This is a genomic window from Pseudomonas marginalis (assembly GCF_024169655.1).
GTDB lineage: Bacteria > Pseudomonadota > Gammaproteobacteria > Pseudomonadales > Pseudomonadaceae > Aquipseudomonas > Aquipseudomonas paraveronii.
Genome location: NZ_JALJWV010000001.1, coordinates 5087956 through 5105394, shown reverse-complemented (window position 1 = coordinate 5105394; position 17439 = coordinate 5087956). Strand labels below are relative to the sequence as shown.

The following is a 17439-nucleotide window of genomic DNA, read 5'->3' as shown; positions in this document are numbered from 1 at the left end:
GATGCCGCAGGTCATTTTTCTGCCACACGCCGAGCATTGCCCGGACGGTATGGTCGTGGAGGCTGAGACCGGCAAGTCCATCCTCGAAGTTGCCCATGACAACCACATCGAGATCGAAAGTGCCTGCGGCGGTGTCTGCGCTTGCACCACTTGCCACTGCATCATTCGCGAGGGTTTCGACTCTCTGGAAGAAGCTGACGAGTTGGAAGAAGACTTTCTTGACCGTGCCTGGGGCCTGGAGCCGACTTCTCGCCTAAGCTGTCAGGCCAAGGTCGGGACTGAAGACATCACCGTCGAAATTCCGAAATATTCGCTCAACCATGCGGCCGAAGCGCCGCATTGATTCAAGGAAGTGTCATGAGTCTTAAATGGGTTGATGTGCAAGAGATCGCTATCCTGTTGGCCGATGGCAATCCGGATATGGATCCCTACTCGCTGAACTTTGTAGCTTTGCGTGACATGGTCATGGCTTTGCCAGGGTTTGACGATGAGCGCGACCGCGGCGGCGAAAAGGTCTTGGAAGCGATCCAGACTGCCTGGAAAGAAGAACAGGACTGACGCCTCCCTTACGCAGTTAGGCAATACCCAAGAACCCGCGTATAATTCGCGGGTTTAATTTTTCGTAAATTACCGTTTCTGGAGTTACACCATGGCTGTTCAACGTACTTTCTCCATCATCAAGCCTGACGCTGTTGCAAAAAACGTCATCGGCGAGATCACCACTCGTTTCGAAAAAGCCGGCCTGAAGGTTGTAGCTTCGAAACTCAAGCAACTGTCCAAGGCTGAAGCTGAAGGCTTCTACGCTGAGCACAGCGCTCGTGGCTTCTTCGGCGACCTGGTAGCCTTCATGATCTCCGGCCCTGTTGTTGTTCAGGTTCTGGAAGGCGAAAACGCTATCGCTCTGAACCGTGAGCTGATGGGCGCTACCAACCCTAAAGAAGCAGCTGCCGGCACCATCCGTGCTGATTTCGCTGATTCCATCGACGCCAACGCTGTACACGGTTCGGACTCCGAAGCCGCTGCTGCTCGCGAAATCTCGTACTTCTTCGCAGCTACTGAAGTAACCACTCGCTAAGCATTGGCTTAAGAGTGAAGGTGAATCCATGACTACATCGACTGTAAAAACCAACCTGCTGGGTCTGACTCAGCAGGAAATGGAAAAATTCTTCGACTCAATCGGGGAGAAGCGTTTCCGTGCCGGTCAGGTAATGAAGTGGATTCACCACTTTGGTGTCGACGATTTCGACGCCATGACGAACGTCAGCAAGGCCCTGCGCGACAAGCTCAAGGTTATTGCCGAGGTCCGTGGTCCCGAGGTTGTCAGCGAGGACATCTCCAGCGACGGCACCCGTAAGTGGGTGGTGCGCGTGGCGTCCGGCAGTTGCGTCGAGACCGTCTACATTCCCCAGGGCAAACGTGGCACTTTGTGCGTTTCGTCCCAGGCAGGCTGTGCCCTGGACTGCAGTTTCTGCTCCACCGGCAAGCAAGGCTTCAATAGCAACCTCACCGCCGCCGAAGTCATCGGCCAGGTGTGGATTGCCAACAAATCCTTTGGCAGCGTCCCGGCAACCGTCGACCGTGCCATCACCAACGTGGTGATGATGGGCATGGGTGAGCCGCTGCTGAACTTCGATAACGTCATCGCCGCCATGCACCTGATGATGGACGACCTGGGCTACGGCATCTCCAAGCGCCGTGTGACCCTGTCGACTTCCGGTGTGGTACCGATGATCGATGAGCTGGCCAAGCACATCGACGTCTCCCTGGCGTTGTCGCTGCACGCACCCAATGACGCATTGCGTAACCAATTGGTGCCGATCAACAAGAAGTATCCGCTTAAGATGCTGCTCGAGTCTTGCCAGCGTTACATGGCGACCTTGGGCGAGAAGCGCGTGTTGACCATTGAGTACACCATGCTCAAGGACATCAACGACAAGGTCGAACACGCGGTCGAGATGATCGAACTGCTCAAGAACACCCCGTGCAAGATCAACCTGATTCCTTTCAACCCGTTTCCACATTCTGGCTACGAGCGGCCGAGCAACAACGCCATCCGCCGTTTCCAGGATCAACTGCACCAGGCCGGCTACAACGTCACCGTGCGCACCACCCGTGGTGAAGACATCGACGCCGCTTGTGGCCAATTGGTAGGACAGGTGCTGGATCGCACCCGTCGCAGCGAACGTTATATCGCGGTGCGCGAACTGAGCGCTGCCGACGATATGCCGCAAAGCGCTGCGACTCGAACCTGAGAGAGGATCTCTATGCCCTTGCGCCTTGCGCTGCTGTTGCTTGTTACCGGTCTCTCGGCCGGTTGTGTTTCTTCGGGCCATGACAGCCCTTTGCAAACCGGCAAGGGCCGTGAAGAGGCGCGAGTGGCTTATGTGCAACTGGGCTTGGGTTACCTGCGCCAAGGCATGAGCGAGCAGGCCAAGATGCCGTTGAAGAAGGCTCTTGAACTGGACAGCGACGATGCCGATGCCAATGGCGCACTGGCCCTGGTGTTCCAGGCCCAGGCCGAGCCTGAGCTGGCCGAGCAGTATTTCAACAAGGCCTTGGCTTCGCGTCCTGCCGATCCACGGCTGCTGAATAACTACGGCAGCTTCCTGTTCGAACAGAAACGTTATGACCAGGCTTCCCGTTATTTCCAGCAAGCCTGCGCCGATACCCTCTACCCAGAGCGGTCGCGGGTGTTCGAGAACCTTGGGGTGGCCTCCAAGCGTCTCGGCCAGCGTGATATCGCGCGCCAGCACCTGGAAAAAGCCCTGCACCTGAACAGTCGCCAGCCTCGTGCCTTGCTCGAAATGGCTGAGTTGTCTTACGAAGACAGGCATTATGTGCCGGCACGTGACTATTACGAGCGTTTTAGCCTGCTCAGCGGGCAAAATGCACGTAGTCTATTGCTCGGAGTGCGCCTGGCGACGGTTCATGAAGAACGCGACACGGCCGCACGTTATGGCCAGCAACTCGAACGACTCTATCCCGGTACGCCGGAATATCAGCAATACCTGTCGGAGCAATGATGAAAGCCGCGCACCCGGAAGTTGTAGCAGCTAATCGCGTAAACCCAGGCGACACCTTGCGTCAGGCCCGCGAAAGCAATGGTTGGTCTCTGGCGGAAGTGGCCCTCAAGCTCAATTTGACCACCACGTCCCTGGGCAACCTGGAAGCCGGCGCGTTCGACAAGCTGCCTGGGCATACCTTCGCCCGCGGCTATATCCGCGCCTACGCCAAATTACTGGATATCGACCAGACCCTATTGGTCCAGCAATTCGACCAGTTCACCGGCACCGACTCCCAGGGCAGTAACGTCCATGGCCTGGGGCGCATCGAAGAGCCGGTGCGGGTGTCCCATACGATCCTGCGTATCGTCAGCCTGTTGTTGCTGATCGCCGTGATTGGTGGCGGCTTCGTCTGGTGGCAGGACCAAGCCTCCCAGCGCACCAAGGACTTGACCAGCAACGCCCTGGAGCACGTCGAAGTCGAAAGCGCCGACGGCACCACGCAGATTCACCCATTGGACGAGCCGGAAGACCAGGCTGTCGCCGAAGGCCAGGCTGTGCCTGAAGCACCAGTGACTGCCGAGCAGCCCGCAGCGGAATCGGCCCCGGCGGCCATCGCTGCGGTGCCGGCTCCAGCCGTTCCGGCGCACACCCCGGCCGTACCGGCTGCAGCGGCGCACACCCCGGCTGCACCTGTGGCGCCGGCCGCTCCTGTGCAAACGCCAGCGCCTACCGCCCCGGCGGCGCCCGCGATTTCGCCGCCGACCACGCCTGTGTTGATCGCCGGTGACGGGCGCGTACAGATTACCTTCGTCGCTGACTGCTGGACGCAACTCACCGATGGCAATGGCAAAGTGCTGTTTAGCGGTATGAAGCGTAAGGGAGATACGCTCGACCAGGGCGGCAAGCCTCCTTTGACGCTGCGTCTGGGCTTTGCCCGTGGAGCACAAGTGGCCTACAACGGCCAGCCTGTCGACGTAGCGCCGTTCACCAGTGGCGAAACTGCTCGCCTGAAGTTGGGACAATAGTCATGCACGGCGAATCTCCAATCAAACGTCGCCTATCGCGCAAGATCTGGGTCGGCTCGGTGCCGGTGGGCGGCGACGCCCCCATCGCGGTACAGAGCATGACCAACAGCGACACCAATGATGTTGCTGCCACCGTCGCCCAGATCAATCGTCTGGAAGCCGCTGGCGTCGACATCGTGCGGATTTCCGTACCGGACATGGATGCCGCCGAAGCCTTCGGCCGCATCAAGCAACTGGTCAAGGTGCCACTGGTTGCCGACATTCACTTCGACTACCGGATCGCTTTGCGCGTTGCGGAGTTGGGTGTTGATTGCCTGCGTATCAACCCGGGCAACATCGGGCGCGAAGACCGTGTGCGCGCGGTGGTGGACGCTGCCCGTGATCGCGGGATTCCGATCCGCATCGGCGTGAACGCCGGCTCCCTGGAAAAAGACCTGCAAAAGAAATACGGCGAGCCGACTCCCGCCGCGCTGGTTGAATCGGCGCTGCGCCACGTTGAGCACCTTGAGCGCCTGAATTTCCAGGACTTCAAGGTCAGCGTAAAGGCTTCCGACGTGTTCATGGCGGTAGAGGCCTACCGCCTGCTGGCCAAGGAAATCGTGCAGCCACTGCACCTGGGTATCACTGAAGCGGGTGGTTTGCGCTCAGGCACAGTGAAATCTGCGGTGGGTCTCGGTATGCTGCTCGCCGAAGGGATTGGCGATACTATCCGCATCTCCCTGGCGGCAGACCCGGTAGAGGAAGTGAAGGTCGGTTACGACATTCTCAAATCCCTGCATTTGCGTTCCCGTGGCATCAACTTTATTGCCTGCCCGAGCTGCTCGCGGCAGAACTTCGACGTGGTGAAAACCATGAACGAACTGGAAGGACGCCTCGAAGACCTGCTGGTGCCGCTGGATGTTGCGGTGATCGGTTGCGTGGTCAACGGGCCGGGTGAAGCCAAGGAAGCCCATATCGGCTTGACCGGCGGCACGCCGAACCTGATTTACATCGACGGCAAGCCGTCGCAGAAACTGACGAATGACAATCTGGTGGATGAGCTCGAAAGACTGATCCGCGAGAAAGCGGCCGAGAAGGTCGAAGCTGACGCTGCAGTTATCGCGCGCGGCTGATCCAGCGAATTTAAGGAATAGATGTGAGCAAGTCTCTGCAAGCCATTCGTGGCATGAACGACATCCTTCCGGAGCAGACGCCGCTGTGGCGCTACTTCGAGAACACCGTTGCGCGTCTGCTGGATAACTACGGTTACAAACAGATCCGTATGCCGATCGTCGAGTTCACCGAGCTGTTCAAGCGCTCCATCGGTGAAGTGACCGACATCGTCGAAAAAGAGATGTACACCTTCGAAGACCGCAACGGCGACTCCCTGACCCTGCGTCCGGAAGGCACCGCCGCGTGCGTGCGCGCCGTGCTCGAGCATGGCCTCACCGGCGGTGGCCAGCCGCAGAAGCTGTGGTACATCGGGCCGATGTTCCGCCACGAGCGTCCACAGAAAGGCCGTTATCGCCAGTTCCACCAGATCGGCCTGGAAGTGTTCAACCTCGACGGTCCGGACATCGACGCCGAGCTGATCGTGCTGACCTGGCGCCTGTGGGGCCTGCTGGGTATCCGCGATGCGGTCAAGCTTGAACTCAACAGCCTGGGCACCAGCGAGTCCCGGGGCCGCTACCGCGTCGCCCTGGTCGAGTACCTGTCCGCCCACCTGGACAAGTTGGACGAAGACAGCCAGCGCCGTTTGAAAACCAACCCGTTGCGCGTCCTCGATACCAAGAACGCCGACACGCAAGCCGTACTGGTCAACGCGCCGAAGATGGCCGACTACCTGGACGACGAATCCCGTATCCACTTCGAGGGCCTCAAGGCGCGTCTGGATGCCGCCGGTATTCCTTACGTGATCAACCCGAAACTGGTGCGCGGCCTCGATTACTACAGCAAGACCGTGTTCGAGTGGGTTACCGACAAACTCGGCGCCCAGGGCACCGTGTGTGCCGGTGGCCGTTACGACGGCCTGGTCGAGCAGATGGGCGGCAAGCCTACGCCTGGCGTGGGTTTTGCCATGGGTATCGAGCGGCTGATCCTGCTGCTGGAAACCCTTGAGCAGGTTCCGGAAGAAATCTCCCGGCAGGTGGACGTGTACCTGTGCGCCTTTGGCGAGGCCGCCGAACTGGCTGGCCTGGCCCTGAGCGAAAAAGTGCGCGACCAACTGCCGAACCTGCGCCTGCAGATCAATGCTGGCGCCGGCAGCTTCAAGAGCCAGTTCAAGAAGGCCGACAAGAGCGGTGCGCTGTACGCACTGATCCTCGGCGATGACGAATTGGCCCAGCAAGTGATAGGTTTCAAACCCCTGCGTGGTCAGGGCGAGCAACAGAACATTGCCTTTGATGCGCTCGCCGCGCACTTGGCCACCTGCGTCGTGCAGGGTTGAAGCTGTCGAACAGCCGAATTTAGCGATTAAGGAGTGTTGGGGTGTCGAGTACTGAAGATGAGCAGTTGGCCGAGTTCAAGGACTGGTGGCAGCGTAACGGCAAGCCCCTGGTTACCGGTGGCCTGCTGGCTTTAGTGGTAGTGTTCGGCTGGCAAGCCTGGCACAAGTATCAGGCCAACCAGTCCCAAGGCGCCTCGATCCTCTATCAGCAATTGCTGGAAACCACGCTGACGCCGAGCGGCAAGCCCGATCCTGCGCAAGTGGCAGACCTGGCTGGTAAGCTCAAGAGCGAATTTGGCGGTAGCACCTACGCCCAATACGGCAGCCTGTTCGTCGCGAAAGTCGCGGTCGACACCGGCAAGCTGGATGATGCAGTCACCGAACTGAAGGCCATCGCCGACAAGCCGACCAACCCGACCCTGGGTGAAATCGCACGTCAGCGCCTGGCTCAGGTATTGGCGGCACAGAACAAGGCCGACGAAGCACTCAAACTGCTCGACGGCGATGCTGACAAGGCATTTGTAGCCACTCGCGAAGAGCTCAAGGGCGACCTGTTGGTCCAATTGGGTCGTACCGACGAAGCCAATGCTGCGTACCAAAAAGCCAAGGCGGCGCTGTCTGATGAAGCAGCGGTCGGTGGCTTACAAATCAAGCTCGACGACTTGGCCAAAGGGGATGCGTGACGTGATCCGTTGGAAACATGCAGCATTGCTGGCTCTGGCCGTTCTGGCCGCGGGTTGCAGCAGCAACAGTAAAAAAGAACTGCCTCCGGCCGAGCTGACCAGCTTCAAGGAAGAAGTGGTCCTGCAAAAGCAATGGAGCCGCTCCATCGGTGACGGTCAGGGCGAAACCTACAACATGTTGGTACCGGCAATCGACGGTGACAACATTGTGGCCGCTGACGTGACCGGCGTGGTGATCTCCATGGATCGCATGAACGGCGACGTGAAGTGGAAGAAAGACCTCGAACTGCCTGTATCCGGCGCCGTCGGCGTGGGTTACGGCATGGTCATGCTCGGCACGCTCAAAGGCGAAGTCGTGGCGCTGGACTCCAGCACCGGTGAAGAGAAATGGCGCGCTCGCGTGACCAGTGAAGTCCTCGCACCGCCTGCCACCAACGGCGACATCGTCGTGGTGCAAACCCAGGACGACCGTGTGATCGGCCTCGACGCCAGCACCGGCGCACAGCGCTGGCTGTACGACAGCACCCCTGCGGTGCTGACCCTGCGCGGTACCAGTGGTCCGGTTGTGACCAATAATCTGGCCGTTGCAGGCCTGTCGACCGGTAAAGTGGTCGCCCTGAATACCCAGAACGGCGTGCCGATCTGGGAAACGCGTGTGGCCATCCCGCAAGGTCGTTCGGAACTGGATCGCGTCGTCGACATCGACGGTGGCTTGCTGCTGTCCGGCGAAACCCTCTACGTCGCTACCTACCAGGGCCGTGTCGCGGCACTGGACCTGCAAAGCGGCCGCGTCAACTGGCAGCGTGATGCTTCCAGCTACGCCGGTGTCGCCCAAGGGTTTGGCAGCGTCTACGTAAGTCTGTCGTCTGGCACCGTTGAAAGTGTCGACGAACGTTCCACCACTGCGCTGTGGAGCAACGACTCTCTGGCCCGCCGTCAACTGTCGGCACCGGAAGTGTTCTCCAGCTACGTAGCGGTAGGCGACTTCGAAGGTTACCTGCACCTGCTGAGTCAGGTTGACGGTCGTTTTGTGGGTCGCGAGCGCATCGACAGTGACGGCCTGCGTGCGCGTCCGCTGGTCGTGGGTAACATGCTTTATGTGTTTGGCAACAGCGGCAAGCTGGAAGCCCTGACCATCAAGTAAAGGTTTGACTATGCTTGGGGTTACCCCCAGGCGGCCCTGCTTCATTGCTTAATGTAGGAGCGAGCTTGCTCGCGAAGGACGTCAACGCTCACGCGGGTTTCTGGATAAACGCGGCGTCCTCAGGTTTTTCGCGAGCAAGCTCGCTCCTACAGGAACCAGTGTCGGGCAGGGTATGTGGCATTTCAAATGCCGCCCCGAGCACCAGCCGCTGCCTTGCAGCGGCTTTTGTATTTTCTGAAATAACGAAGTGGAGAGCCGCATGGTTCCCGTAATCGCCCTGGTGGGCCGACCTAACGTCGGCAAGTCCACCTTGTTCAACCGCCTGACCAGGACTCGCGACGCCATTGTCGGCGACTTGTCCGGTTTGACCCGTGATCGCCAATACGGTGAGGCAAAGTGGCAAGGGCGCTCCTACATTATTGTCGACACCGGTGGTATCTCCGGTGATGAGCATGGCATGGACGAAAAGATGGCCGAGCAGTCGCTGCTGGCCATTGAAGAAGCCGATGTCGTGTTGTTCCTGGTGGACGCCCGCGCGGGCTACACCGCTGCCGACCAGATGATCGGCGAGCACCTGCGCAAGCGCAACAAGCGTTCCTACGTGGTGGCCAACAAGATCGACAACATCGATCCTGAAATGGCCCGTGCCGAATTCAGCCCGATGGGCCTGGGCGATGCGATTCCGATCGCCGGCGCCCACGGTCGTGGCATCACCCAGATGTTGGAGATCGCCCTGCGCGACTTCCCTAAGGATGACGCCGAGGAAGAAGAGGGCGAAGAAGAGGTCGTCGCCGAAGGTGAGGAAGCCAAGCGCATTCCTGGCCCGAGCGAAAAAGATGGTATCAAGATCGCCATCATCGGCCGCCCCAACGTCGGCAAGTCGACCCTGGTCAACCGCATGCTCGGTGAAGACCGTGTCATCGTGTACGACCAGCCCGGCACCACCCGCGACAGTATCTACATCCCGTTCGAGCGTAACGACGAGAAGTACACGCTGATCGACACCGCCGGTGTGCGCAAGCGCGGCAAGATCCACGAGGAAGTTGAAAAGTTCTCCGTGGTGAAAACCCTGCAGGCGATCAAAGACGCCAACGTGGTGATCTTCGTGATGGACGCCCGCGAAGGCGTGGTGGACCACGACCTCAACCTGCTGGGCTTCGCCCTGGAAGCCGGTCGGGCCCTGGTGATCGCGATCAACAAGTGGGACGGCATGACGCCGAGCGAGCGCGATTTCGTCAAGATCGAACTGCAGCGTCGCCTGTTCTTCGTCGAGTTTGCCGATATCCACTTTATCTCGGCACTGCACGGCACCGGTGTGGGCAACCTCTACGCGTCCGTACAGAACTCGTTCAAGTCCGCAGTGACCCGCTGGCCGACCAACCGTCTGACCCAGATCCTGGAAGACGCGGTCGGCGAGCACGCACCGCCGATGGTCAACAACCGCCGGATCAAACTGCGTTACGCCCACTTGGGTGGTGCCAACCCGCCGATTATCGTGATCCACGGTAATCAGATCGAGAAGGTACCCAAGTCCTACGTGCGTTACCTGGAAAACACCTACCGCCGTGTCTTGAAGCTGGTCGGTACGCCGATCCGTATCGAGTTCAAGGGTGGCGAGAACCCATACGAAGGCAACAAGAACACACTGACTGACCGTCAGGTGAACAAGAAGCGTCGTTTGATGACTCACCACAAGAAGGCCGACAAGAAGCGCCGCGACAAGCGCTGATTCCGACCTCGCAAAAAGGGCTCTTTACGAGCCCTTTTTTGTGCGCGGTGGTTTGCGCCTTGACCCGATGCAATTGGCAGCTTAAAACTTGGGGCTCACCTGCAGGGGCCACCGATGATCAACAGCAAGCTGCCAAATGTCGGCACGACCATTTTCACCACCATGTCGCAACTCGCTGCCGAGACCGGCGCGCTTAACCTGTCCCAGGGTTTCCCCGATTTTAATGGCCCACAGGGCTTGCTCGATGCCGTGGGCAAGCATGTTGCCAGCGGCCATAACCAATACGCGCCGATGACCGGCCTGCCGGCCCTGCGCCAGCAAGTGGCGGCCAAGATCGCTCGCAGCTATGGCGCCACGGTCAGCCCCGACAGCGAAGTGACCATCACCCCAGGCGCCACTGCGGCAATTTTCTGCGCGATTCAGGCGGTGATTCGCAGCGGCGACGAAGTCATCGTATTCGACCCGTGCTACGACAGCTATGAGCCCTCGGTCGAGTTGGCCGGCGGTCGTTGCGTGCACGTGCAACTGAACCTGAAAAACTTCACCCTCGACTTTGAAAAGATTCAGGCTGCGTTATCTGCGCGCACGCGCATGATCATCCTGAACACGCCGCATAACCCCACCGGCGCACTGATCAGCCGCGCCGAGCTGGACCTGTTGGCGGCCTTGATCCGCGATCGCGATATCTACCTGGTCAGCGACGAGGTCTACGAACACCTGGTGTTTGATGGTGTGCCCCACGTCAGCGTGCTGGCCCACGAAGAGCTGTATCAACGTGCGTTCGTGGTCAGCTCCTTCGGCAAGACCTACCACGTCACCGGCTGGAAAACCGGCTACGTGGTCGCGCCCCCGGCCTTGACCGCCGAATTGCGTAAGGTGCATCAATATGTCAACTTCTGCGGCGTGACCCCGTTGCAGTACGCGTTGGCCGATTTCATGGCTGAGCACCCGGAACACGTCGAAGAATTGCCGGCCTTTTACCAGGCCAAGCGCGACCTGTTCTGCGACCTGTTGACGCCGTCGCGTTTCAGCTTTAATCGGGTCACCGGCACTTACTTCCAACTGGTGGATTACTCAGCGATTCGCCCGGACCTGGATGACGTCGCCATGTCCTTGTGGATGACCCGCGAGCACGGGGTGGCAACAATCCCGGTTTCGGTGTTCTACCAGCACCCACCCCAAGGCCAGCGCCTGGTGCGCCTGTGCTTTGCCAAACGCGAGGAGACGCTGCAACAAGCAGCCGAAAAACTATGCGTGATCTGAATACACTGCCCGACCTGAACATCGCCCTGGTCCAGACCAGCCTGGCCTGGCACGACCGCCAGGCCAACCTCGATCACTTCGAATTGTTGCTGGAGCAGGCCCGGGGCGCTGATCTGATCATCCTGCCGGAGATGTTCACCACCGGTTTTTCCATGGACTCGGCCACCCTGGCCGAACCGGAAAATGGCCCGACCCATCGCTGGCTCCAGGCCCAGGCGGCGAAGTACAACGCGGTGATCACCGGCAGTGTGATTATCCAGGCCGCCGACGGTAGCCATCGCAACCGCCTGTTATGGGCGCGGCCGGATGGCGAGGTGCTGCATTACGACAAACGCCATCTGTTCCGCATGGCCGGCGAGCACAATCACTACACGCCCGGCGAGCGCCAGGTGCAGTTCGAGATAAAGGGCTGGCGTATTCGCCCATTGATTTGCTACGACCTGCGCTTTCCGGTGTGGAGTCGTGATGCCCAGGACACCGATCTGCTGCTGTACACCGCCAACTGGCCAGGGGCGCGACGCCAGCATTGGAACCGGTTGCTGCCGGCGCGTGCGATCGAGAACCTGTGTTATGTGGCGGCGGTGAATCGGGTGGGCACGGACGGCAAGGGCTTTGTCTATACCGGAGATAGCCAGGTGCTGGATTTCCAGGGTGAGAACCTGCTGAGTGCGGGGGAGGCGGATGGGGTGTTCCAGGTGTGCCTGGACGCGGCTGAACTGGCGACGTATCGCAGCAAATTTCCGGCGAATCTGGATGCTGATAACTTTCAATTTGTCTGACAGACCGCTATCGCGGGCAAGCCCACTCCCACATTTTGACCGCGTTTTTCCTATAGAAACACGGTCGAAATGTGGGAGTGGGCTTGCCCGCGATGAGGCCCCGACACACAACACACATCCAAAGCCCAACAAAAAGGCCCCTGGGTTCTCACCCAGGGGCCTTCAGCATTACAGCGAGGCTTACGCCGCTTTCGCTTCCACCTGGCTCAGCGAGCGGTTCAGGGCGCTGAACACCGCCTTGAAGCTGGCCGTGGTGATGTTTTCATCAATGCCCACGCCATGCACCGGACGCTCGCCGTTCACTCGCAGCTCGATGTAGGCCGCGGCCTTGGCGTTGGTGCCGGAACCGATCGCGTGTTCGTTGTAGTCCATGATCTCCACGCCAATCGGCAGGCCGGCGACCAGTGCTTCCAGCGCACCGTTGCCCTTGCCGTGCCAGCGCAGGTTGGTTTCGCCTTGGCCTTTGCCCGAGACTTCCACTTCCACCGTGCTGTTGCCGTTTTCTTCCTGCAGGCGATGGCTGACCAGCGCATACGGCGTGTTGGCTTGCAGGTATTCACGCTGCAACAGCGCGTGAATCTGCGAAGCGCTCATCTCCAGGCCCACACGGTCGGTTTCGGCCTGTACCACTTGGCTGAACTCGATCTGCATGCGACGCGGCAAGCTGATGCCGTATTCCTGCTCCAGCAGGTAGGCGATGCCGCCTTTGCCCGACTGGCTGTTCACCCGAATCACGGCCTCGTAGCTGCGGCCGATGTCGGCCGGGTCGATCGGCAAGTACGGCACTTCCCACAGGGCGTCGGTTTTTTGCTGGGCGAAGCCCTTGCGAATCGCGTCCTGGTGGGAGCCGGAGAATGCGGTGTGTACCAGATCGCCGACATACGGGTGGCGCGGATGCACCTGGATCTGGTTGCACTCCTCGACCACTTTACGCACGCCGTCGATGTCGGAGAAGTCCAGCTCAGGGTTCACGCCCTGGGTGTAGAGGTTCAACGCCACGGTGACCAGGTCGACGTTACCGGTACGCTCGCCGTTGCCGAACAGGCAGCCTTCGACACGGTCGGCGCCTGCCATCAGGCCCAGCTCGGTGGCGGCTACGCCGGTGCCACGGTCGTTGTGGGTGTGCAGGCTGATGATCACGCTGTCACGACGGTTGATATGACGACCGAACCACTCGATCTGGTCGGCATAGATGTTCGGCGTGGCGCATTCAACGGTGGCCGGCAGGTTGAGGATCATCTTGTGCTCGGGCGTCGGGTTCCACACCTCAATCACTGCGTCACACACTTCCTTGGCGAACTCCAACTCAGTGGCGCTGAAGGTCTCTGGCGAGTATTCGAACGTCCACTGGGTGTCCGGCTGCTGGGCGGCGTATTTGACGAACAGCTTGGCTGCGTTGACCGCGATGGCCTTGACCCCGTCCTTGTCCTGGTTGAACACGATGCGGCGGAAGGACGGCGAGGTGGCGTTGTACAGGTGGACGATGGCTTTTTTCGCGCCGCGCAGGGATTCGAAGGTGCGCTCGATCAAGTCTTCACGGCCCTGGGTCAGCACCTGGATGGTGGTGTCCTCGGGGATGTGGTTGCCTTCGATCAGGGTGCGCACGAAGTCGAAGTCGGTTTGCGAAGCGGCCGGGAACGAGGCTTCGATTTCCTTCACGCCGACGGCGACCAGGGTCTTCCAGAAGCGCAGCTTTTTGACTGCATCCATGGGTTCGATCAGCGACTGGTTGCCATCACGCAGGTCGGAGCTGCACCAGATCGGCGCGCTGGTGATGGTTTTCGACGGCCAGGTGCGGTCCGGGATATTGATGGTCGGAAACGCGCGGTACTTCGAAGACGGGTCTTTGAGCATGCTCATCGGGAAATCCTTTGTAGTAGGGGCCGAAAAAAGGCGGCCTGCCGTGGAACTGTTATTGGGGATAAAGCGGGAGACGAGGCAGATCGATTCAGCCTGGCAGTCGTGCGCTGACAAGGCACAGGCTGCGGTGCTGACGGAGCAGAATGAGGGTGTGAGAAGTTTTCATAAGCTCAACCCTAACCCCAGAGGTGAAAGATGGCAAGTAGTCCGGAAAAATTGAGAGAAGTTCTTCTATTGGCGTAGGAAACGAGATTTTATGGTTGGAGATTGAGCATTTGCTTGCTTTAATTGCGCAGCCTTTGTTGGCCGCGCAATCGGGCCATTCAAGGTTGGAACGCGCCGATAAAGATCGCCGGATCTACCCGTGCATCGTTCAGGCTGACATTCCAGTGCATATGCGGCCCGGTTGCGCGGCCCGTCGCGCCGACCTTGCCCACCACTGCGCCGCGTGCCAGTGGCTGGCCCACGCTGACGTCGATCTTCGACATATGGCAGAACATGCTGATAAAGCCCTGGCCGTGGTCGACGAACACCGTGTTGCCGTTGAAGAAGTAGTTGCCGACCAGGATCACCTTGCCCGCCGCCGGGGTCTTGATCGGCGTGCCGGCGGGGACGGCGAAATCCAGGCCTGAATGCGGGTTGCGTTCTTCGCCGTTGAAAAAACGACGCACGCCGAACTTGCTCGACAGCGGGCCGTTGACCGGCTTGTCCAGCACCAGGTTGCTTGGCTGGTTAGGGCTGAAACTGCGGTAAGCCTTGATCTGCACCGCCAGCTCGGCCTCGATGCGTTTGAGCTGCGCCGGGGCGGGGTTGACTTGGCTTTTGTTTTTCAGGGTGATGCGCTGTTCCGGGTACTGCTTGTAACCGACGATAAACGGCAGGTTGCGCCCGCCGCTGCTGATGCGTTCATTGCCCGGTTTGACCGTCAGCGGAATGCCGACAATCGCCAGCCAGTTGGCCTGCTCCTTCACCACCAGAACCGGCTTGCCCTGGTAGGTGGCTTTTGGTGCGGCGGCCGAGGAGCCCAGGTCGACGACGGCAACACCGCCCGGCACCGGCTTGTTCAAGGTCCGGGAGATGTAGCTGTCGGCGTGGGCGTTGACGGTCAGGCACAGCAGCATCAACAGGCTAAAAAAACGTAGCATCGATCAATCCAATAACGAAAGGGTGACGGGTGTCAGGTGGTTGTCTTCCACCCGCACTTGCAATTGGCCTTCGCCGAGGCGCGCGGTCAGGCGCTGGCCGGTGTGGGTCTGCGCGGCATTGCGAATCGCCTGGCCGCGTTCGTCGAGCAGGATGCTGTAGCCACGGCCGAGGGTCGCCAGCGGGCTGACCACTTGCAGCGTCTGCACCTGGCTTTGCAGTAGCAGGCGGCGCGCCTTGAGGCCCTCGCGCATGGCGCGGGGCAGGCGCTCGGCGAGGCTGTCCAGGCGTTGGCGCAGCAAGGCCAATTGGCGGCCGGGGTGTTGGCCGGCGAGGCGGGTTTCCAGGCGGATCAAGCGTTCGCGGCGGGTATTGAGGCTGCGTTCGAACGCGCGGCGCAGGCGCATGTCCAGGTCATCCAGGCGCTGGGCCTGCTGGCGCAGACGTTCGCCGGGGTGGCGCAGGCGGCGAGCCATGCCTTCGAGGCGCAGGCGGTCGTGAGTCAACCGGTTGCGCATCAGCATCACCAGGCGGCGGTGCAGGCTGTCGACCTGGCGCACCAGGCTGCTGGCGTCCGGGGCCAGCAGTTCTGCAGCGGCAGACGGCGTCGGCGCGCGCACGTCGGCGACAAAGTCGCTGATCGATACATCGGTTTCATGGCCGACGGCGCTGACGATCGGCGTCACGCAAGCGTCCACCGCGCGGGCCACGGCTTCTTCGTTGAAGCACCAGAGGTCTTCCAGCGAGCCGCCGCCACGGGCCAGGATCAACGCGTCAAAGCCTCGCGCGTCGGCCAGCTTCAGCGCGCGCACAATCTGCGCCACCGCTTCGCGGCCTTGTACGGCCGTGGGGATCAGGGTGAGTTGCACCTGCGGCGCACGGCGACGGAACACGCTGATGATGTCGCGGATCACCGCGCCCGTCGGCGAGCTGATAATGCCGATGCGCTGCGGATGGGCCGGCAGTGCCACCTTGCGTTCGGCACTGAACAGGCCTTCGGCGCTGAGCTTTTCCTTCAGCGCCTCGAAGGCCAGGCGCAGCGCGCCATCGCCGGCGGGCTCGACGGTATCGAGGATCAGTTGGTAGTCGCCACGGCCCTCGAACAGCGAGACCTTACCGCGCACCTTCACCGCCAGGCCATCTTTCAAGGCCTGGCGCACCCGTGCGGCGTTCTGCCGGAACAGTGCGCAACGCACTTGGGCGCCGCTGTCCTTGAGGGTGAAGTACACATGGCCGGAAGCCGGGCGGGCGAGGTTGGAGATCTCGCCTTCGACCCAGATATTGGTGAACACGTCTTCCAGCAACACCCGCGCACGGCCGTTGAGTTGGCTGACAGTCAGGACCTCGCGGTCCAGGCCCAGGCGGGCGAACGGGTCTTTAATCATGGAAAGAGATCTTTAGTCATGGGCGGCAGTTTATAGGCATTCGCGCAAGGTTTGACAGAATTGCTCCACCAACGCGCCCGGTGTGTGCGGGCAGGCCAGGGCCACGGTACTCAAGCAGTCCGGATCGGCCAGGGGCAGAAAATGCACGGCGGCCGGGGCAATGTCCTGCATCGATTTTGGTAACAAGGCAATACCGAAGCCGGCCTGGATCAACTGCAACTGCGTGGTCTTGCGCGACATGACCCGCGCAGCCTTGGGGAAAAATCCGGCACGCATGCACAACTCGGCCGACAGATAGCTCAGCCCGCCGCGCTGGGGATGGGGGACCGAGATAAACGCTTCGTCCCTGAGCTGCGCCCATTCGATCGGCGCCTGGCTGCGCGCTAACGGGTGGGTCGGCGGTACGGCCAGCAGTAACTGCTCACTGTATAAAGGCACCACACGCACGCCTTCGCGCTGGCGCAGTACGGGCAGGCGCAGCAGACCGACGTCCAGGCGACCGTCGGCGATTTCTTCCAGTTGGGCTTCGGAGGACAGCTTGGCGATATCCATCGACACGCCGGGGCAGCGCTCCAGCCAGGTGCTGATGCCGCGCAACAACGGGCCGCTCATCGGCACGGTGCTCGAATGGCTCAAGCGCAGGGTGCCGACTTGGCCGTTACCCACTTGCGTCGCCATCTCGCTGGCCTTGTGCAGTTCGCTGAGCAGGTTGCGTGCCCTGGGATAAAAGGCTTCACCGGCGGCGGTCAGCCGAGGCTGGCGCGCGGTGCGTTCGAACAACGGGGTGTGCAGTTGGTTTTCCAGTTCTTTGATCTGCCGGCTCAGGGCCGATTGCGCGACAAACAGGCGCTCGGCGGCGGCGCTGAAGCTGCCGCTGTCGGCGATTTCGACGAAGTAGCGCAGTTGGCGGGTGGAAATCAAGACTCATGCCTTTTCGAGATGGGTAGAGGACTTTGAAGATATTAGTCGCAAGTCTCAGCGATGGCTAAAGTGATGGA

17 protein-coding genes are annotated in these 17439 nt (G+C 60.5%); 13 read left to right on the top strand and 4 right to left on the bottom strand.

Annotated features, from left to right (window positions below; genetic code table 11):
• Window position 1: 1 nt before the first annotated feature.
• The 13 genes from fdx (at window position 2) to J2Y83_RS23375 (ending at window position 12053) form a co-directional block, all read left to right on the top strand.
• Window positions 2–343 (top strand): ISC system 2Fe-2S type ferredoxin, encoded by a 342-nt coding sequence (gene fdx / locus J2Y83_RS23435; protein ID WP_104904502.1) that lies wholly within the window; start codon window positions 2–4, stop codon window positions 341–343.
• Between the two features lie 14 nt (window positions 344–357).
• Complete coding sequence (gene iscX / locus J2Y83_RS23430; protein ID WP_017846180.1) at window positions 358–558, top strand: Fe-S cluster assembly protein IscX; 201 nt, start codon at window positions 358–360, stop codon at window positions 556–558.
• A gap of 91 nt (window positions 559–649) precedes the next feature.
• Entirely contained in the window at window positions 650–1075 is a 426-nt protein-coding gene (ndk, locus tag J2Y83_RS23425; RefSeq protein WP_017846179.1) for a nucleoside-diphosphate kinase, read from the top strand.
• A 28-nt stretch (window positions 1076–1103) separates the two neighbouring features.
• Complete coding sequence (rlmN, locus tag J2Y83_RS23420; RefSeq protein ID WP_253398728.1) at window positions 1104–2252, top strand: 23S rRNA (adenine(2503)-C(2))-methyltransferase RlmN; 1149 nt, start codon at window positions 1104–1106, stop codon at window positions 2250–2252.
• Between the two features lie 12 nt (window positions 2253–2264).
• Complete coding sequence (gene pilW, locus J2Y83_RS23415; protein ID WP_253398726.1) at window positions 2265–3023, top strand: type IV pilus biogenesis/stability protein PilW; 759 nt, start codon at window positions 2265–2267, stop codon at window positions 3021–3023.
• A complete protein-coding gene (locus J2Y83_RS23410) occupies window positions 3023–4030 on the top strand; it encodes a RodZ domain-containing protein (protein ID WP_253398724.1) in 1008 nt (335 codons plus the stop codon). The genes pilW and J2Y83_RS23410 overlap by 1 nt, the downstream gene beginning before the upstream one ends.
• A gap of 2 nt (window positions 4031–4032) precedes the next feature.
• Window positions 4033–5142: a flavodoxin-dependent (E)-4-hydroxy-3-methylbut-2-enyl-diphosphate synthase gene (ispG, locus tag J2Y83_RS23405; RefSeq protein WP_253398722.1), complete on the top strand. Its 1110-nt coding sequence runs from the start codon at window positions 4033–4035 to the stop codon at window positions 5140–5142.
• A gap of 23 nt (window positions 5143–5165) precedes the next feature.
• Window positions 5166–6455 carry a histidine--tRNA ligase gene (gene hisS, locus J2Y83_RS23400; RefSeq protein WP_253398720.1) on the top strand — a complete coding sequence of 430 codons (1290 nt, stop codon included), beginning with the start codon at window positions 5166–5168 and terminating at the stop codon, window positions 6453–6455.
• Between the two features lie 41 nt (window positions 6456–6496).
• The gene (locus J2Y83_RS23395; protein ID WP_253398718.1) at window positions 6497–7138 is read left to right on the top strand and encodes a YfgM family protein; all 642 of its coding nucleotides are present in this window, start codon (window positions 6497–6499) and stop codon (window positions 7136–7138) included.
• Window positions 7131–8282 carry an outer membrane protein assembly factor BamB gene (gene bamB / locus J2Y83_RS23390; protein WP_017846172.1) on the top strand — a complete coding sequence of 384 codons (1152 nt, stop codon included), beginning with the start codon at window positions 7131–7133 and terminating at the stop codon, window positions 8280–8282. The genes J2Y83_RS23395 and bamB overlap by 8 nt, the downstream gene beginning before the upstream one ends.
• Before the next feature lie 259 nt (window positions 8283–8541).
• A complete protein-coding gene (gene der / locus J2Y83_RS23385) occupies window positions 8542–10011 on the top strand; it encodes a ribosome biogenesis GTPase Der (RefSeq protein ID WP_017846171.1) in 1470 nt (489 codons plus the stop codon).
• A gap of 114 nt (window positions 10012–10125) precedes the next feature.
• On the top strand, window positions 10126–11274 hold the full coding sequence (locus tag J2Y83_RS23380) for a pyridoxal phosphate-dependent aminotransferase (RefSeq protein WP_253398716.1): 1149 nt from the start codon (window positions 10126–10128) through the stop codon (window positions 11272–11274).
• Window positions 11262–12053 carry an amidohydrolase gene (locus J2Y83_RS23375; protein WP_253398709.1) on the top strand — a complete coding sequence of 264 codons (792 nt, stop codon included), beginning with the start codon at window positions 11262–11264 and terminating at the stop codon, window positions 12051–12053. Before J2Y83_RS23380 ends, J2Y83_RS23375 begins: the two co-directional genes overlap by 13 nt.
• 180 nt (window positions 12054–12233) lie before the next feature.
• Here J2Y83_RS23375 and leuA read toward each other — a convergent pair whose 3' ends face one another.
• The 4 genes from leuA to J2Y83_RS23355 form a co-directional block, all read right to left on the bottom strand.
• Window positions 12234–13913, bottom strand: coding sequence for a 2-isopropylmalate synthase (gene leuA / locus J2Y83_RS23370; RefSeq protein WP_253398707.1), 1680 nt, complete (start codon window positions 13911–13913; stop codon window positions 12234–12236).
• Window positions 13914–14236: 323 nt separating this feature from the next.
• Entirely contained in the window at window positions 14237–15058 is an 822-nt protein-coding gene (locus J2Y83_RS23365; protein ID WP_253398705.1) for a M23 family metallopeptidase, read from the bottom strand.
• A gap of 3 nt (window positions 15059–15061) precedes the next feature.
• Window positions 15062–16441 carry an exodeoxyribonuclease VII large subunit gene (gene xseA / locus J2Y83_RS23360; RefSeq protein ID WP_253398703.1) on the bottom strand — a complete coding sequence of 460 codons (1380 nt, stop codon included), beginning with the start codon at window positions 16439–16441 and terminating at the stop codon, window positions 15062–15064.
• Between the two features lie 30 nt (window positions 16442–16471).
• Entirely contained in the window at window positions 16472–17362 is an 891-nt protein-coding gene (locus J2Y83_RS23355) for a LysR family transcriptional regulator (protein WP_253398701.1), read from the bottom strand.
• Between the last annotated feature and the right edge of the window lie 77 nt (window positions 17363–17439).

Coding starts and splice junctions, on each gene's coding strand:
- leuA (WP_253398707.1), bottom strand. CDS start 13,913: ATGAGCATGCTCAAAGACCCGTCTTCGAAGTACCGCGCGTTTCCGACC.
- xseA (WP_253398703.1), bottom strand. CDS start 16,441: ATGATTAAAGACCCGTTCGCCCGCCTGGGCCTGGACCGCGAGGTCCTG.
- J2Y83_RS23375 (WP_253398709.1), top strand. CDS start 11,262: ATGCGTGATCTGAATACACTGCCCGACCTGAACATCGCCCTGGTCCAG.
- iscX (WP_017846180.1), top strand. CDS start 358: ATGAGTCTTAAATGGGTTGATGTGCAAGAGATCGCTATCCTGTTGGCC.
- ispG (WP_253398722.1), top strand. CDS start 4,033: ATGCACGGCGAATCTCCAATCAAACGTCGCCTATCGCGCAAGATCTGG.
- J2Y83_RS23365 (WP_253398705.1), bottom strand. CDS start 15,058: ATGCTACGTTTTTTTAGCCTGTTGATGCTGCTGTGCCTGACCGTCAAC.
- der (WP_017846171.1), top strand. CDS start 8,542: ATGGTTCCCGTAATCGCCCTGGTGGGCCGACCTAACGTCGGCAAGTCC.
- rlmN (WP_253398728.1), top strand. CDS start 1,104: ATGACTACATCGACTGTAAAAACCAACCTGCTGGGTCTGACTCAGCAG.
- ndk (WP_017846179.1), top strand. CDS start 650: ATGGCTGTTCAACGTACTTTCTCCATCATCAAGCCTGACGCTGTTGCA.
- J2Y83_RS23380 (WP_253398716.1), top strand. CDS start 10,126: ATGATCAACAGCAAGCTGCCAAATGTCGGCACGACCATTTTCACCACC.
- fdx (WP_104904502.1), top strand. CDS start 2: ATGCCGCAGGTCATTTTTCTGCCACACGCCGAGCATTGCCCGGACGGT.
- pilW (WP_253398726.1), top strand. CDS start 2,265: ATGCCCTTGCGCCTTGCGCTGCTGTTGCTTGTTACCGGTCTCTCGGCC.
- bamB (WP_017846172.1), top strand. CDS start 7,131: ATGCGTGACGTGATCCGTTGGAAACATGCAGCATTGCTGGCTCTGGCC.
- J2Y83_RS23410 (WP_253398724.1), top strand. CDS start 3,023: ATGAAAGCCGCGCACCCGGAAGTTGTAGCAGCTAATCGCGTAAACCCA.